This is a genomic window from Neopusillimonas maritima (genome assembly GCF_003576595.1).
GTDB lineage: Bacteria > Pseudomonadota > Gammaproteobacteria > Burkholderiales > Burkholderiaceae_B > Neopusillimonas > Neopusillimonas maritima.
Map to the genome: position 1 here is coordinate 81,363 of NZ_NQOU01000006.1, position 16,791 is coordinate 98,153.

Here is a 16,791-nt window from a genome sequence, read left to right on the forward strand (position 1 = left end):
TCTAAGCTATGTTGATACATCAATAAGGGTTTTTCCGCGTAGCCCCTCGGGAACCTCTTCGCTATCATAACAACACGTTTTATAAATAAATTATCGTTTCATATTTAAAACATATATCGATTTTTTTTCTGTTTTGTTTTAATTTGGATCCGCCAGGAGGTAGCTATGAATACACGTTTCTCTCGCCGGTCACTTATCAAGTCGGCCGGGGCCGCTGCGGTAATGAGCGCACTGCCCATGCGTTTTAGCTGGGCGAACAATCATCCCACCAAAGTTGGCGTCATTCTGCCCACCAGCGGTGTTTTGGCTTTTCCGGGGCAGGCATCCCGGCGCGGGGTTGAGTTTGCCGGCATGATCAACAAAGAGCGCAACGGCCCGGCCATGGAGCTGATTTACGCAGATACCGAATCGAAGGCCGAAAACGGTCGTGTGGCTGCCGAAAAGTTGATTCGTGAAGGGTGCTCGGTTTTGATTGGCTGCTGGGATACCGGGGCGACCATTTCCGCCGCTCAGGCATGCGAGGCAGCCAAGGTACCGTTGGTCATCAATATCGCTTCGGCGCCTCAAATTACTGAGCAAGGTTTTACCCAGATTTTCCGTAATTTCACGCCGGCCACGCAATTGGTTTCCAATGCCGTGCAGCGTATTCGGGAACTGGCCGCCAAAACCGACGACCCTCCTAAAACTGCGACGGTGCTGTATGTGAATGACACATTCGGGCAGTCGGCACTGAAAGCGATGCAGGCTGAATGGGCGAAACAGAATCTGCCGATCGAAATTCTGGATACGATCGGCTACGACGTTCGTGCAAAGGATTTGTCTGTTGAAGTGGCAAAAGCCAAGGCGACCGGCGCTGAGTTGTTATTGCCGATTACCCGTGTGAACGATGCCATTATGATTGTTCGCGAAATGGTAAAGCAAGGCTACAACCCCAAAGCCATTATCGGCCCGGGAAGCCCTGGGCCCTACGAAAAAGCGTTTACTGATGCGTTGGGTAAGTACGGCGACGATTACATGGTGTGTGTGCCATGGTTGAATGTGAAGAATCCTCGCGCGGTGGAGTTGGCCAAACGCTTTGAGGCTATGGATAGCAAAAACCGTTTTGAATTGAATGTAGGCTTTTCCTACGAGGCGGTCGATATTGTGGCTGACGCCTTGCGCCGGGCAAAGTCGAATGACGCAGCCGCCATTCATGCGGCACTTAAAACCACTGATATCAAAGACCACGTTATGTGGGGCGGTCCGATCCAGTTTAACGAGAAAGGCCAAAACCCCAACATTGGTGTAGCCTTGCTGCAAAATCAGAATAGCGAGCCGACGGTAGTTGGTCCGGCCGAAGCCGCAGTGGCTGAAGTGGTCTATCCGATGCGGCCGTTCAACGAACGCTGATTTCGCGTTCAAATGATGGTGCTTTGGATGGAGCCCCTTCCGGTGAAGGGGCTCTGTTCAGTTTGTTTGTTCCAAGCCTGAAAGGTTTTCCATGTATTCTTTGTACGCCAATGTGATAGCAGGCGGCGTTCTCATCGGCATTGTTTATGCGCTTATTGCGCTGGGCCTCACCATTATGTTCGGGGTTATGCGCGTGGTGAATTTTGCCCACGGCGAACTTGTGGTGCTGGGTATGTATATCGGCTATTTGCTTTGGCTGTCGCTCGATATTACGCCGGTTATGGCTGTGCCGCTATCCGCAATCATCATGTTTTGTGTCGGTTATGTCTTGCAAATCGGTTTGATCAACCGGTTCATTCGGCGCCCGCATCATGCTCAGTTTATTTTGTTTATAGGTCTGGCGCTCATCATTACCGGCATACACATGCTGGTGTTTGGCCCCGATGCACGTTCGATCGCCGATCCGTCAAGCTTTGAAACTTACGAGGTTTTCGGCTTGCGTCTGGATGCGGTTCGCTTATATGGCGCCGCTGTGGCATTGGTGATGATTGCCCTGTTACTGCTTTTTCTGCGTTACTCCAGCACAGGGTCGGCTATTCGGGCCGCCGCTGATAACCAAACCGGTGCTCAGGCGATTGGATTGCGGGTAAATCGGTTATATGCGGTCACCGCCGGTATTGGTGTGGCATGCGCAGGTGTAGCGGGTACGTTGATTTCCCCAATTTTTGACACACAACCTTATCTGGCCGGTGAGTTAACCCTGTTGGCTTTCATTATTGTCATTATTGGGGGAATGGGAAGTTTGATGGGCGCTTTAGTGGGAGGCATTCTGATTGGAGTATCGGAAAGTGTCGCAGCGCTACTCATTAATCCGGCCATGAAAGCTATGTTCTCTTATGGGTTGATGATTCTGGTGCTGTTGCTGCGTCCGCAAGGTTTATTTGGAGTAAAGCAACGATGAATAATGCAACAACCCGAATGTGGGGTGGGCTGGCTATTGCGTTCTTCGCCATTATGGCTTTTCTGCCTGTCGTCACATCCGACTCCATCATCGCTGTGCTGACCCTGATCATGATGTTTGCTTTTTTCGGGCAGGCATGGAATTTGATGATGGGGTATGTTGGGCAGTTATCGCTGGGGCACGGTTTATATATTGGTTTGGGGGCATATGCCTGCGCCGTGTCGGTGGGTACTTTCGGCCTGTCGCCCTGGCTGGGTATCCTGATTGGGGCAGTAATTAGTGCCGTCGTGGGCGCATTTGTGGCCTGGTTGGGTTTTCGCTTCGCTGTAAAAGGTATTTATTTCACCCTGTTAACGATTGCCGTTGCCGAGTTGGGCCGTTTGTCTTTCGAAAACTGGTCGTTCGTAGGGGGCAATGCCGGATATTTTCTGCGAGTTGCACAAGACACGCATCCCTTGCTCAGTTTGCGCGGCGGTACGACGTTCTACTACTTTTGTTTTCTGGTGCTAAGCATTCTGGGTTTCTGGGGAACCGCATTATTGATTCGATCGCGCTTGGGCTATTTTTGGCGGGCGATCAGGGAAGATGAGGATGCGGCGCGTGCGATTGGTGTGCGGGCGTTACGCCTGAAGATTCTGGCTGTCATGATTAGTGCCGCCATGACCAGCGTGGGTGGTTCTTTCTACGCATTACTTAGCGGTAGCCTGTTTCCCGATACGATGATGGGTATGCGCTTTTCGATTGAAATTATTATTGCGCCTATTATCGGCGGGATGGGCACGTTGTTTGGTCCGATCATAGGGGCGTTTTTTGTGATTCCCATTAATGAGATTTCAAATCACGCGGCGCAATCAATGGGGATTTTTGGTTTAAACACATTAATTTATGGTGTGTTGATCTTGATGGTGATCGTGTTTTTGCCCGATGGCATTTGGCCGCCTGTCGCAAAGCGAATTGAACGGTGGATGAAGGGGGGGGCGTCGTCATGAGTCAACCCAAACCATTACTCCAGGTTCAGGGCATTACCAAGCGTTTTTCCGGTTTGACTGCGGTAAGCCAGGTCAGCTTCGATGTTCCCGAAGGTAAGATCATGGGCCTGATCGGGCCCAACGGAGCGGGTAAAACGACGTGTTTTCAAATGATTGCCGGTGCAATGAAACCAACGCAAGGAAGCGTGGTTTTTGATGGTCGCTCGCTCGACGGCCTGAATCCCGAGGAAATTTGCGAATTGGGTATTGCCCGAACCTTTCAAGTCGTGCGTCCGTTGCAAGAGATGACCGTGCTTGATAACGCGATGGTCGGCGCTCTACTGCGTGCACCTTCGTTAGACGAGGCGCGCGATTTGGCGGCGAGTACGCTTGATCAGATTGGGCTTGGCGCCAAGAAAGATATTCTAGCCATGCACCTAACTTTACCCGACCGCAAGATGCTGGAATTGGCTAAAGCACTCGCCACCCAACCACGCTTATTGCTGCTTGATGAGGTGATGGCGGGCCTGCGTCCTACAGAAGCCGACGAGGTAATAGCGGTTTTGCGTAAGCTGAACGGTGAGGGTCTAACGATTGTGTTGGTAGAGCACGTTATGCGAATTTTGATGTCGATCGCCGATCACGTTGCCGTGTTGCACCATGGAGAATTAATTACCCAAGGGACACCCGAAGCGGTGACGCGTGATCCGAGAGTGATAGAGAGTTATTTGGGCAAGGGGGCGAAACATGGCCATTGAAAAGAAAGCGGCGCCCATACTTGCGGTTGAAAATTTGAAAGTACGTTACGGGGAAGCCGAAGCGTTAGCCGACGTAAGTTTGCATATTCTTCCTGGTGAAATTGTTTCAGTAGTGGGGGCCAATGGCGCGGGGAAAACGACCTTGATTCGCACCATAGCGGGCATGGTGAAGGCTGCGCAAGGGCGTGTTGTGTTTGACGGGCAGGATATTACCGGTCTCGATAGCACCGGTGTTTGTGAATTGGGTATTGCTCAGGTACCGGAAGGGCGGCAAATATTTCCCAGCCTGAGTGTTGTGGAAAATTTGCGCTTAGGTGCTACATTGCGCCGTGCGCAGGCAGATCGTAAACAGAACCTGAGTCGTGTTTATGAAACCTTTCCACGTTTGGCGGAACGGCAAAAGCAACTGGCCGGCACCCTTTCAGGCGGGGAACAGCAAATGCTGGCGATTGGCCGTGCACTTATGGCGAATCCGCGTTTGGTGATGTTCGATGAACCTTCGTTGGGCCTATCACCGATTCTGACCGAAGAAATGTTCGGTGTCGTCAGCAGCTTGCACGACAGTGGTTTTAGCGTGGTGCTGGTAGAACAAAACGTGGTGGAGTCACTTGAGTTATGCGATCGTGCATACGTGCTGGAGACAGGTAACATCGCGCTGGAAGGGGACGGTAAAGCTTTGTTGGGGGACGATCGCGTTCGACAGGCCTATTTAGGGCTTTAATCAGAGGCCGCGGCCCCTACGAGTTAACTTGTTTATTTCGCAACGGATTAAGCAGGGGTTTCAAGCCGTTGTGATCCATTTCCTGCAGTAAGGCAAGCAGACGCCCGATTTCTCCGGGTGGGAACCCCGTGCGTGCAAACCAGTTCAGATAGTGCCCCGGCAAGTCGGCCAGCAAGCGGCCCTTGTACTTGCCGAAGGGCATTTTCCAGGTAACCAGTTTTTCCAGGTCGTCGGGGTGCATTTCAGGCTTTACGCTTCATTAACCTGTTTCTTTTCGTTCAGCGCCTGCATAATTTGCGCTATGTATTCATAAGACTGTAACCGCAAAGAGTGATCGTATATGTCCGATACGATCATTAGTTCGTTTACTCGTGTTTGCGTCAGAATACCTTCAAGCTTTTCGCGCACGGTATCGGGCGACCCGACAACCGACATGGCCAGCATGCGTTGTGCTTGCACCCGTTCATCGATAGACCAGTATGTATTGATATCGGCGATGGGCGGTTTGCTTAAACCGCGGTCACCACGCAGTAAATTCGTTACCGACATACGCTGCGTGCTGGCCAGAAATTCGGCCTCTTCGTCGGAGGGGGCCACAATAATATTGATGCCCATCATGCAGTATGGCGTTGCTTGCTGTTCGGAAGGCTTGAAACGCGACCGGTAGGTTTCCAGTGCGGTATACAGATAATCGGGCGCAAAGTGCGAAGCAAACGCATAGGGTAGGCCGAACTCACCCGCCATGGCGGCGCCGAACGTGCTGGAACCTAATATCCATAAAGGCACATGGCTATTGGCTCCCGGCACAGCACGGATACGCTGGTCGGGCTGAACAGGACCTAGTAATGCCTGCAGTTCCAGAACGTCTTGGGGAAAGTTATCGGCGCTGCCGGGGTGACGGCGTAAGGCGCGTAATGTGAGCTGATCGGTGCCGGGCGCGCGGCCCAGGCCCAGGTCGATACGGCCTGGAAAGAGCGCATCAAGTGTGCCGAATTGTTCTGCAATGACCAGCGGGGAGTGGTTTGGCAGCATGATGCCGCCCGCGCCGACGCGTATTTTTTCGGTGCCTTCCGCCACATGGCCAATGGCCACCGAAGTTGCAGCGCTGGCGATGCCCGGCATGTTGTGGTGTTCGGCCATCCAGAAGCGGGTGTAGCCCCATTGCTCTGCCTGGCGTGCCAAGTTGCGTGCATTGTTCAGCGATATTTTTGCGTTCCCATTTTCGCGGATACGCACGAGATCAAGAATCGAATACTTTGTCATCTGTTTATTTTAGCGCCGGTCGCGCCGATACTCCCAGGGTGCTTGCGCGTTAGGGTCTTGCCACAAACCGCGCTTCGCTTCCCGCGCGCGTTGCTCCAGCTGCACCAGCATCTTATCGTGCTGATACTGACGATACACCCACGCTGCGCCCGACTCCAGCATGGTGGTGGCGACATCTTTCTGCCCGCACTCAACGCCGGCCAGCAAACGGCCGTAATCATCTTTACCGACAATGCTAAATGCGGCGGTGCGGCCGCGCTCGCACAGGCGGCGTAAGGTGTCACGGGAGGTTTTGCCATAAGCCTGCCCGATTTCGGGGGCATCAATCTGGTGAATGCGAATCCGCACCGTATCTTTCATGCCTGGGCAGCGCGCGCGCATGCTGTCGCCATCGTGCACCGAGGTCACTTCACACTGAACCGTTTTGTTCCGCGTTTCTTCATTGCTGGGAACACGGCCTGCAGCCGTTGCGGCCGCGGATGAAAACAGTGCAGCCGCCAATAAAAAAAAACATTGTGCGCGATACTTCATACCTTACTTCTAGAGACAATAAATCCGTAGTGTAACGGTTCACGCGCCTGTGTTTTTTTATGTCGTTCTTGTAACATTCAGGTCGATAATTGAAGATTGAAAGGATACGGTGTGCGCACAACTCAAGCAATTTCAGCCTGCTGGTTTCGCACCGACTTGCGGGTGGCCGATCAACCTGCATTGGCTGCAGCCATGCAGGCAGGCCCGACCGTCGCGTTTTATATTGTGAGTCCGGAGCAGTGGCGTATGCATGATGATGCGCCGATTAAACTGAATTTTTGGCATCGTGCTTTGGCGGCATTGGAAACGGAACTTGCTGCGTTGAATGTGCCATTCGTTGGGCTACACGTTAATACCTGGGCCGAGGTACCTGAAGCTGTGGCACAGTTTTGTGCGCAGTGGCACGTGGAGGCCGTGTATTGCAACCGCGAGGTGGGGGTGAATGAGCGCCGCCGGGATCGTGCCACGTATACATGTCTGCGGGGCGCGGGTATTGCGATGCATGGTTTTGACGGGCAGTGCTTGCTAGTGCCGGGGTCGGTAAAAACGGGTTCAGGCGGGCCGTATAAAGTGTTTACGCCTTTCGCAAAGGCGTGTCGAATGCGTTTAATGGAAGGGCGCAACGCCGGATCGACAATAGGCGGCATTTCTCCGTTATCCGTGCCCAACCCGCAAGTGCCGTTAAGTACGGCGCTTCTGGCCTCTAACAAAGGCTTTCCCGCCCCCAGTGCCCTGAAAGCCTGGGCTGAAGCGACCGGGCCGGCAATATCCAACACGTGTTGGCCGGCTTCATCTCAAGCAGCACATGCTCACCTGGAAGACTTCATCAACACCCGCATCGCGTACTACAAGCAAGATCGCGATTTCCCCGCCAAACCGGGTACCAGCCGGCTATCGCCGTATCTGGCGGCGGGCATTCTTTCGGTCAGGCAATGCCTATACGCAGCTTTACTGGCTAACCAGGGCGAGCTGGAAACCGGCCGAGCCGGTATTTTGACCTGGATTAACGAGTTGCTCTGGCGCGAGTTTTACCTGCATTTAATGGTGAGCTATCCGGCGTTGTCGATGCATCGCGCCATGAAGTCGGAAACGGAAGCTGTGGTGTGGCGTGACGCGCCGGAAGATTTTGAACGGTGGTGCAAGGGTGAAACCGGCGTACCTATTGTGGATGCCGCCATGCGCCAGTTGAACGGTACGGGCTGGATGCATAATCGCCTGCGGATGGTGGCGGCCATGTTTCTAAGCAAGAACTTGCTTATTGATTGGCGCCTGGGAGAGCGTTATTTTATGCAGCATTTGATCGATGGGGAGTTGGCGGCAAACAATGGTGGCTGGCAATGGAGCGCATCGACGGGAGCCGACGCCGCGCCGTATTTTCGCGTGTTTAATCCGGTGAGCCAGTCGGAAAGATTCGACCCCGAGGGCGTATTTATTCGTCAGTGGGTGCCGGAGCTAAAACAGGTTGACGCCAGGGAAATTCACGACCCATCGCCTTTAACCCGGGAAGGGTGTGGTTATCCAACAATGATGGTGGACTTAAAAGTAACGCGGCAGCGTGCGATTGATGCATTCAAAAACCTGAAAAGTAATTAAGTGCGAACATTATCTGGTAATGAGGAGTTAACCCGCGGTTAAGTGACGTGTGGGAACAGGGGGTGCGAAAAAGTATGAAGATATACAGAATTTTGGCAACGGCTTTTCTGCTTCATGCAGGTTCAATCGCTCAAGCACAAGCACCTGCTCAAACGCAATCTACTTCGGCCACCATTCTCGACCCGGTTGTGGTGACGGCTACACGCCTCGAAACCGAAATCCTTGACACGCCCGCATCGATTTCTGTTGTTGAGGGTTACGATCTGCGTCGGGATCAGCCGCAAATCAATTTATCCGAAGGGCTTTCAAGCGTGCCGGGATTGCAAATTCAGAACCGTCAGAATTATGCGCAAGACCTTCAGGTTTCCATTCGAGGGTTTGGGGCACGCTCAACCTTTGGGGTGCGAGGTGTACGGCTTTATGTCGACGGCATTCCTGCCACCATGCCGGATGGCCAGGGGCAAACGTCGAATATTGATATTGCGTCGATTGAATCGGTAGAGGTTTTACGGGGGCCGTTTTCGGCGCTGTATGGTAATGCTTCGGGCGGGGTGATGGTGATCAACACCGAACGGGGTGAGTACCCGCCCAGCATCAGCGGCGACTTTTCTGCAGGTAGTTACGGCACTTATCGTTATGGCTTGAAGGCCGGCGGCATGCTGGATTTGGATGAAACAGAAATGGATTATCTAATAAGCGCCAACCGCTTCACCACGCAGGGCTACCGGGATCACAGCGGTGCGCGCAAGAATTTAATGAATATGAAATTAGGGTTTGATTTTGCCTCGGGCAACCGGCTTACCCTGGTGGCAAACCATGTGGATTTAACTGCCGACGACCCCTTAGGCTTGACACGGCAAGATTTCGAGCAGAACCCACGCAGTGTGGTGCCCAACGCGCTGGCCTACAACACCCGTAAAACGGTGCGCCAAACGCAGGGAGGCTTACGTTATGAACACTCACTGAATGCCGATAATGAATTAACGGCGCTGGTGTATGCGGGGCGACGCCATACCGTTCAATATTTAGCCATTCCTGATTTCGTGCAGCAGAACCCTTTGCAAGCCGGTGGTGTCATTGACTTAACACGCGATTATTACGGTACTGACTTGCGTTGGACAACACAACTTTCCCTGGCCAACCGGCCGTTCACTGTAATAACCGGTGTGGCCTATGATGCCATGAAAGAAGGGCGTAAGGGCTATCGCAACTATATTGACACACCGCAAGGGCGTCAGTTGGGTGTGCAGGGGGCACTGCGTCGGGACGAGCGCAATACTGTGTGGAGTCTAGACCCTTATATTCAAACGTCCTGGGAATTTGCGCCGCGTTTTACACTGGATTTAGGCGCACGCTATAGCACGGTGAGTTTCGAGTCGGCTGATCGCTTTGTTCAGGGAGTAAATGGCGATGACAGCGGCAGTGCACGCTATCAGGCGTTCTCGCCAGTGGGTTCATTGGCATATGCCATGTCAAATAATACCCAAGTGTATGTTTCCGCTGGTCGGGGTTTTGAAACGCCTACTTTTAATGAGTTATCGTACCGCACCGATGGCGGGGCAGGGTTGAATTTTGGTCTGCAACCGGCTTACAGCACCACGTTTGAAGCGGGCTTTAAAACGATGCCCACAGAAAGTAGCTTGCTTACCGCCGCCGTATTTCAAACGCGCACTCGTGACGAAATTGTATCGGCGGGCAGTGCGAATGGCCGCACCAGCTACCAGAACGCCGGTCGTACCAAACGAACCGGGTTTGAGTTGGCTTACACGAACGAATGGGGGCGGCATTGGCGTGCGGATGTGGCCTACACATGGCTTAATGCCCGTTACCAGGACGATTGCATTTCCGGCCCCTGTTCGAACCCAACCCAGCCGGCCCAGTACCTACAAGCGGGAAATCGCATCCCCGGTATTGCTGAACATGCGGTGTTTGCCGCGCTGGGGTGGATACCCCCCACTGGTTGGCGCGCAGGGGTGGAAGGGCGTTTTCTAAGTAATATTGCGGTGAATGACGGCAATACCGAATCGGCGCCATCGTATGCCGTGTTTGCTTTAAGCACAGGCTATACCTGGTTGGCCGGCCCTTGGGAAGTGTCGGCCTTCGCCCGCGTGGATAATTTGTTTGACAAAGATTATGCCGGCTCCGTGATCGTGAACGAAGGGAATGGCCGATATTACGAACCCGCGCCGGGGCGAAACTGGACGGCGGGGGTTCAGGCGCGGTTTATATTTTAAGGTTGTCTTTGGGTGGTTTCGTTGCGATTCGTCAACGCCGTTGTCGACTACGCAAATCTTTAATCGATATCACCAGCGTAATCGACACCACTGAAACAATCAGGCCCAAACCCACCACCACGGCCACTGTCCATGAAGACGACAGGTTTAACGCAAAAAACGCAGCCGCGGTAATGATGGCAATGCCAATGGAAGAACCAATGCGCTGGCCCGTTTGCATAATGGCTCCGGAGCTACCGGCGTGGCCGATGGGCACCTCCGCCAAGGTAAGCGCCTGATTAGGGCTAATAACCAAACCTTGCCCGAGGCCGACAAAGGTAAGGGTTAACAGTAGCCACCAGACAGTGGCCAGATTGTAGGTGTGCAAAACGGCTACCAGCATACTGAGTGTTAGGCCGGTCATGGCCAGAATTATGCCGCCAATGACAATTTGGCGGCCATACTGGGTGATGCGTTTTCCCGCCCAATTTGCGGCATAGGCCGAAACAAGTGCTGATGGCAGGCCGACCAGGCCGGCTTCCAGCGCGCTTTTGCCGGCGCCCAACTGAACATATAACGCTATCAGTACCCATACACTGGTCATGCCAAGGAAGTACAGCGTCATAATAAGGGCGCCATTAGTAAAGCTGCTAATGGAAAAAATAGACAGGTCGACCATGGGGCTATTGCCAGTTCGCGCATACCATTTCTCCCATTTCACCCACGCAAACATAAGCAGCAGGCCCGCGGGCAACAGTAACCACGTAGCGGGTGAGCCACGAAACTGGACGAAGGGGAAGAGCACGGCTAATACAGCCAGGCCTAGCAGCGCAGCACCAACGGGGTCGAGTGCGCGCAGCAAGCCGCCTGGGTTGTGGGCCAGTATCTCGGTGCCGCGCTTTTGTATAAGCGGGCGCGGAAACCAGCGCCAGCCCAAAATAAGCGTCGCTATTCCGAAGGGTACATTAATAAGAAAGGTAAGACGCCAGCCCAGGTCGGGGCCACCCAGGTAAATTAAAAGGCCGCCGAAAACTGGTCCGAATGCCACGGAGAACCCCACTACGGTGCCTAAATAACCAAATGCACGACCCCGCTCGTTACCCTGAAAGTATTGCTGGATCATGCCGATGCCCTGTGGGCTTAGCATGCCTGAGCCCAGACCCTGAAAAAGGCGTGCGACGTTCAGCCACGCAGCGTCGGGTGCCAGCCCAGCACCGATTGAGGCCAGCGTAAAAATTGCGACACCAATAAGAAAGAAGCCGCCACGACCCATAATGTCGCCCGCGCGCCCGGCGCTGACCAATACGACGCCAAACATCAGTGCATAGCCCGATAGTACCCATTGAATACTGGATTGCGATGCCTGGAGCCCATGTTGTATGGAGGGTAGGGCCACGTTGATGATACTGATGGCCATGAGTGACATGAAGAGCGAGATGAGAATAACCTGTAAAACCCGCCATCGGGCGGGGTCAGGTTTGATGTCTTTTTGGCCGGAGGATCGTTTTTGGTTCATATTGGCCAAGCTTAAGGTTAGAACGTCTTGTTGTGCAATGAGTGCAATAAACAGCGACCATAACCGTTTTTGGCAAAGATGTGTTGTGCGACAATGTGGCCGCAGAAACGCTGCCGGAGTTTTAGTTACAACATGGAAAGTCTTGACATTGCATTGGCCATGATGGCTGCCGTTGGAATGAGCGGCGCTTTGGCACGTATGTTGCCGGCAGGCATCCCGTTGCCCCTGATTCAAATTGCGCTGGGTTTTGTGATTGCCGGTGTATTCGAAGAAGGGGTGGAGCTGGATCCGGATGTTTTCTTTCTTTTGTTCTTGCCGCCCCTTTTGTTTCTGGATGGCTGGCGTATCCCCAAGGAAGGACTCTGGCGTGAAAAAGGCGGCATCATTCAGCTGTCTTTTGGCCTGGTACTGTTAACTGTACTGGGGCTGGGATTCATTTTGCACTGGCTGATTCCAGCCATGCCGCTCGCGGTGGCGTTTGCCGTGGCGGCTATTGTGTCGCCAACCGATCCAGTGGCGGTTTCGGCCATTACACGCAAGGTACCGGTGCCCAAGCGCTTAATGTCGGTCCTGGAGGGAGAGTCCCTATTTAACGATGCGACTGGCCTGGTGGCGTTTCGTACAGCCGTGGCGGCGGTGGTAACCGGCACTTTCTCTATATCACATGCGGCTTTGTCGTTTATTTGGGTGGCTGCGGCAGGGCTGGCAACGGGCGTAGTGGTGACGTGGGGTCTATCGCGTGCGCGTACAGCGGTAGTGAGGCGGGTTGGCGAGGAACCGGGCGCCGAGGTGTTACTGAGTTTAATGGTACCGTTTGCCGCCTATTTTGCGGCGGAATATATCGGTGCCTCAGGCATTCTGGCTGCGGTATCTGCCGGCGTGACGATGAGTTACGTGGAACTAAGCGGATCATCCAGCGCATTAACTCGCATGCATCGGCAAAGCACATGGAATGTGGTGCAGTTTGCCCTGAACGGAACAATGTTTGTGTTGCTGGGCGAGCAGTTGCCGGGAATATATACCGGTGCGGTCGAGGCCATTGCCGAGACGGGGCACCATAACCCGCTATGGCTGGTGGTCTATGCGCTGGTTATTTGTATTGTGCTGGGTGTTTTCCGTTTTGGCTGGGTATACGCATCGGTGCGTTTTGAAGGTTGGCGTAAACGGCGACGCGGCATTCCTTTTCCCGAAGTGGGGGCCGGCATGATGATGGTCTTGACACTCGGAGGAGTGCGTGGTGCGATTACCCTGGCCGGTGTGCTTACCCTGCCTTTGGTATTGAACGATGGCACCCCGTTTCCTGCGCGTGATTTGGCCATTCTGTTAGCGGCAACGGTGATTATTACTTCTTTGGTTTTGGCTAGCGCGCTGATGCCGCCGGTGGTGAAAATGTTGCGCCATCAATCCAGTGGTATCAAGCGCGAACAGCAGGAATATTTGGCGGTACAAACGGCGCGAGAGGCGGCTGAACGGGCTCTTCAAGAAGAGGTGGACCGGCTAACGTCGGAGTTTCCCGATGCACGCGAGCAAGATCTTCTGTCTAGTGTGGCCGAGCGTTTGTTAGCTGACATTCGTGCCGTTTCCGCCGTGTCGGAGCTAGGGCTGCCGGATGAGTGGCTGGCGCACGAAAAGCGGGTTGAACAGCGTATGCGTTTGGCGGTTATTGATGCCGCCCGCCAAAGTATTTTTGCGTTGGCAAGGCAGCACAAAATTTCCGATGAGCTGGCAAGGGAAATGGTGGCACGCCTGGATATGGAAGAAGTGCGTAACCGACATTAAGGTCGCTTGGTTTGTATTTATGCGCCATTACTGTTGTTTTTCAAATTTTTTCAGTAGTATGTTTATCTATACACATCCACTTTGACTCGAAATTTAATTGGTTGTTGAATTAAGGTAAGCTGCGGTAACTTCTTGCACGGCATCCTGAAATAAAAGGGGGTTCCCCATGGCAGCATCTCATATTCCAGTAAAACGACCGCGTACTTACGTGTTGATCCACGGTGCCTGGCATGGTGGTTGGGTATGGAAGGAGACGGCCACTGAACTGCGCTATCTGGGGCACGAGGTATATACACCTTCTTTAACCGGCCTGGGCGATAGGGCTCATTTGGCGCACGAGGGCATTACGCTTGATACCCACACCGACGACATTGTGAATTTAATTCGCATGGAGCAATTGAGTGACGTGGTCCTGGTAGGGTGGAGTTACGGCGGCATGGTGGTGAGTAATGTTTTGGCCTGCATCCCCGAGCGTATTGGTGCGGTCATGTATTTCGATGCCTTTGTGCCTGAGTCGGGTAAGTGTCTGGCCGACTATGCCGGTGAAAAAGGGCGCGTATTTCGCGAGCGGACATGGCCCGACCAGCGTGTGCCGCCTTTCCCGTTGAAAGCGTTTGGGGTGACAGACGAAAAGCTGTGTGAACGTGTACAAAAACGTTTGGTGTGCCAACCGCTGCAAACTTTTCTGCAACCTTCTAAGGCTTTGGCTGAGCGCCCGGCTATCCCGCATTCCTATGTGATGGCCGCTGCTTATGATGGAACGCCGTTTCAACAGTTTTACGATAAATTCAATCATGATCCGGGGTGGTCTGTTCATACATTGAACACGGGTCATTTGGCGATGTTAACGGATCCTGTCGGCACGTTCGGTTTATTGGCCGATGTCGCGCCAGGATTCAATCATGTGGGGTATGCCGGGGAAGTCAGCCGACGGTGATTTTGCCCCGGCACCACCCCAAAACGTGTGTGGAACCGATTCCAGTCGAGCACGGCCTGGCGTAGGTTGTCTGATGCGCCACTGACGAAATTCCACCATATCCTGACCGGCTCCGGGAAAGGTTCACCGCCAATAAACAAGAGGCGTGTGCCTGCGGTTAGGTATACATTAAGGGTTGATACCCCCGGTGGCCAATAAGCCAGAACGCCCGGCTTTATCGATTCACCACACGGCAACTGCACTTCGCCATTTAACACCATCATTCCGTGCTCAAATGCGCGGTTCAATTGCAGAATCGCTGAGGCGCCCCCGTTTGGTGCAAAAATGTCGAGCCCTAACAATGGCGTGTGGACAGCCACCGGTGAAGTTTGGTTTTGGAACTGTCCCGCCAACAAGGTGTAGTGCAAACCGCCAAAACGCCATTCCGGCAAGTGGCTATAGTGATGAAACGCCGGTTCGATGGCTTCTTTTTCCGGTGGCAATGCGATCCACAATTGAGCGCCATGCAACCTCTTTTCTCCCGGTAGTGAGTCTTCAGTGTGCGAAACACCTTTTCCGGCGGTCATTAAATTAACTTGCCCAGAGCGGATAACCTGGTTGTAACCAAGACTATCGCGATGACGAATTTGCCCTTCTACCATCCAGGTGAATGTTTGTAGGCCAATGTGTGGATGCGCACCAACATGCATGCCCTGATCAGCATCGAATTCGACAGGGCCAATATGGTCGAGAAAACACCATGCGCCGATCATGCGTTGTTCGCGTGTTGGAAGGGCGCGGCGAATGGAAAACCCAGGGCTTAGTTCATGCGCACGGGCTTGGATCAGGTTAGGGCTGGGAGGCGAATTCTCTGTCATGATATAAGTATGGCGTTACATAAGGAGGAAAAATGCGTTTGCTTTTTTTGGCCCCTTTGGCCGTTATATTGGCAGCTTGCCAGAGTTCGGGTGGTTTGGGTAGTGGTGGCGATTCTCCAATGTCGTCCGGCGGTTCAACTTCGGGGGAGTGCGCGGCGGCCCAGTTCCAGAATCTTGTCGGAACCTCGGCAGACTCCGTTAATCGAAGCAGTCTGCCCAGCGGAACGCGTGTACTGCGCCCAACGACGCCCATGACGCCGGATTACCGGCCCGATCGAATGAACGTTTATATCGATGATTCGGGTCGTGTTGAAAAGGTCGTGTGCGGTTAAGGCTTATTTAACTGTCCGATTATTTAATCCTCTTCTTTAAAAAGAGCGATTAGTTTTTCTCTTAACCAGCGATTTGCCGGGTTATGTTCGTGTCGCGCGTGCCAATGAATGGCAACGTCGCCGGTCGGCACTTCAAATGGTAATTCGAAAACCCGAAATTCTTTTTTTCGATTAAATTCACGCGCGATTCGGCTGGGCAGGGAGCTGACCATGTCGCTGCGACGCAGGATATCCGGCAACACAGTGAAATGGGGAATCTGAAGTGCTACTTGGCGTTTTACGCCTTGCGCTTTTAATGAGTCTTCAAACATACGGTGGGCGTTTGAGTTAGATCCAACCAGCACATGAGATGAAGCCAGAAAATCTTCTTTGGAAAGAGTTTTCCTGCGTGCCAGCGGGTGGTTGGCGCGCACCATGCATGAATACGGTTCGTGAAACAAAATAGTGTGTTGTGTATAAGGATTTAAATTGACCAGATGACCCACCGCCAAGTCGATTGTGCCGGTCCGCAACGAGTTCACCAGGTCTTCCATCGAAACAGGGTCAACCTCAAGACGCACTTGCGGTGCAGCTTGGGCCAATTGTTCACACAAAGGGGGGAGAAATACCATCTCGCCAATGTCTGACATGGTCAAACGGAATGTGCGTTGACTCGTTAAGGGGTCAAATGCGGTATGGCTCTGTAGGGCATCGTGCAGGCTTTCCAGAGCGGCAATAATGGGGGGCGCAAGCCGCTCTGCCGCTTGCGTTGGTAGCATTTTCTGTTGTTTGCGAATAAACAATGGGTCGCCCAGTAATTCGCGCAATCGTGCCAAAGAATAACTTATGGCCGGCTGGGTTAGCCCGAGTCGGTCCGCCACAATGGTAAGGCTTTGCTCCTCGTAGATTGCGCGAAACACGCGCATTAAATTTAGGTCAATCTGATCTACTTTCATGTTTTCCTAGTGTATTCATTAGCCTCTTTTAAATAAGT

At 53.2% G+C, this 16,791-nt stretch carries 16 protein-coding genes; 10 read left to right on the plus strand and 6 right to left on the minus strand.

Annotated elements, in window-relative coordinates:
• The first annotated feature begins 165 nt into the window (after nt 1-165).
• The 5 genes from CJO09_RS13495 (at nt 166) to CJO09_RS13515 (ending at nt 4,797) form a co-directional block, all read left to right on the plus strand.
• Nucleotides 166-1,389: an ABC transporter substrate-binding protein gene (locus CJO09_RS13495; RefSeq protein ID WP_119442820.1), complete on the plus strand. Its 1,224-nt coding sequence runs from the start codon at nt 166-168 to the stop codon at nt 1,387-1,389.
• Nucleotides 1,390-1,480: 91 nt separating this feature from the next.
• Nucleotides 1,481-2,350, plus strand: a complete 870-nt coding sequence (locus CJO09_RS13500) for a branched-chain amino acid ABC transporter permease (RefSeq protein ID WP_119442821.1) — start codon at nt 1,481-1,483, stop codon at nt 2,348-2,350.
• A complete protein-coding gene (locus tag CJO09_RS13505) occupies nt 2,347-3,339 on the plus strand; it encodes a branched-chain amino acid ABC transporter permease (RefSeq protein WP_114420869.1) in 993 nt (330 codons plus the stop codon). Before CJO09_RS13500 ends, CJO09_RS13505 begins: the two co-directional genes overlap by 4 nt.
• Nucleotides 3,336-4,076, plus strand: a complete 741-nt coding sequence (locus tag CJO09_RS13510; RefSeq protein ID WP_119442822.1) for an ABC transporter ATP-binding protein — start codon at nt 3,336-3,338, stop codon at nt 4,074-4,076. The genes CJO09_RS13505 and CJO09_RS13510 overlap by 4 nt, the downstream gene beginning before the upstream one ends.
• On the plus strand, nt 4,066-4,797 hold the full coding sequence (locus CJO09_RS13515) for an ABC transporter ATP-binding protein (RefSeq protein WP_174233146.1): 732 nt from the start codon (nt 4,066-4,068) through the stop codon (nt 4,795-4,797). Before CJO09_RS13510 ends, CJO09_RS13515 begins: the two co-directional genes overlap by 11 nt.
• Nucleotides 4,798-4,813: 16 nt before the next feature.
• Here CJO09_RS13515 and CJO09_RS13520 read toward each other — a convergent pair whose 3' ends face one another.
• From CJO09_RS13520 to CJO09_RS13530, 3 genes are read right to left on the minus strand one after another with little or no spacing between them, the layout of a single operon-like run.
• Nucleotides 4,814-5,038, minus strand: coding sequence for a DUF3820 family protein (locus CJO09_RS13520; RefSeq protein WP_119442823.1), 225 nt, complete (start codon nt 5,036-5,038; stop codon nt 4,814-4,816).
• Nucleotides 5,039-5,046: 8 nt separating this feature from the next.
• On the minus strand, nt 5,047-6,060 hold the full coding sequence (locus CJO09_RS13525; RefSeq protein WP_119442824.1) for an LLM class flavin-dependent oxidoreductase: 1,014 nt from the start codon (nt 6,058-6,060) through the stop codon (nt 5,047-5,049).
• A 9-nt stretch (nt 6,061-6,069) separates the two neighbouring features.
• Nucleotides 6,070-6,591 (minus strand): thermonuclease family protein, encoded by a 522-nt coding sequence (locus tag CJO09_RS13530; protein WP_119442825.1) that lies wholly within the window; start codon nt 6,589-6,591, stop codon nt 6,070-6,072.
• Between the two features lie 111 nt (nt 6,592-6,702).
• On the opposite strand from CJO09_RS13530, the gene phrB reads away from it, so the two are divergent.
• Entirely contained in the window at nt 6,703-8,184 is a 1,482-nt protein-coding gene (gene phrB, locus CJO09_RS13535; RefSeq protein WP_245961341.1) for a deoxyribodipyrimidine photo-lyase, read from the plus strand.
• 74 nt (nt 8,185-8,258) lie between these two features.
• Nucleotides 8,259-10,418, plus strand: coding sequence for a TonB-dependent receptor family protein (locus CJO09_RS13540; protein WP_119442826.1), 2,160 nt, complete (start codon nt 8,259-8,261; stop codon nt 10,416-10,418).
• A gap of 31 nt (nt 10,419-10,449) precedes the next feature.
• On the opposite strand, the gene CJO09_RS13545 is transcribed toward CJO09_RS13540, so the two are convergent.
• Nucleotides 10,450-11,913 carry an MFS transporter gene (locus CJO09_RS13545; protein WP_119442827.1) on the minus strand — a complete coding sequence of 488 codons (1,464 nt, stop codon included), beginning with the start codon at nt 11,911-11,913 and terminating at the stop codon, nt 10,450-10,452.
• 132 nt (nt 11,914-12,045) lie between these two features.
• On the opposite strand from CJO09_RS13545, the gene CJO09_RS13550 reads away from it, so the two are divergent.
• Both CJO09_RS13550 and CJO09_RS13555 read left to right on the plus strand, forming a co-directional pair.
• On the plus strand, nt 12,046-13,692 hold the full coding sequence (locus CJO09_RS13550; protein WP_119442828.1) for a Na+/H+ antiporter: 1,647 nt from the start codon (nt 12,046-12,048) through the stop codon (nt 13,690-13,692).
• 166 nt (nt 13,693-13,858) lie between these two features.
• On the plus strand, nt 13,859-14,629 hold the full coding sequence (locus CJO09_RS13555; RefSeq protein ID WP_119442829.1) for an alpha/beta hydrolase: 771 nt from the start codon (nt 13,859-13,861) through the stop codon (nt 14,627-14,629).
• Here the strand turns inward: CJO09_RS13555 and CJO09_RS13560 are convergent.
• Nucleotides 14,593-15,486 (minus strand): pirin family protein, encoded by an 894-nt coding sequence (locus CJO09_RS13560; protein WP_119442830.1) that lies wholly within the window; start codon nt 15,484-15,486, stop codon nt 14,593-14,595. The genes CJO09_RS13555 and CJO09_RS13560 overlap by 37 nt on opposite strands.
• Nucleotides 15,487-15,518: 32 nt before the next feature.
• Here CJO09_RS13560 and CJO09_RS13565 point away from each other — a divergent pair, with 32 nt between their 5' ends.
• Complete coding sequence (locus tag CJO09_RS13565; RefSeq protein WP_119442831.1) at nt 15,519-15,818, plus strand: I78 family peptidase inhibitor; 300 nt, start codon at nt 15,519-15,521, stop codon at nt 15,816-15,818.
• A gap of 23 nt (nt 15,819-15,841) precedes the next feature.
• Here the strand turns inward: CJO09_RS13565 and CJO09_RS13570 are convergent, their stop codons facing one another.
• Nucleotides 15,842-16,753, minus strand: a complete 912-nt coding sequence (locus CJO09_RS13570; protein ID WP_119442832.1) for a LysR family transcriptional regulator — start codon at nt 16,751-16,753, stop codon at nt 15,842-15,844.
• Nucleotides 16,754-16,791: the final 38 nt, after the last annotated feature.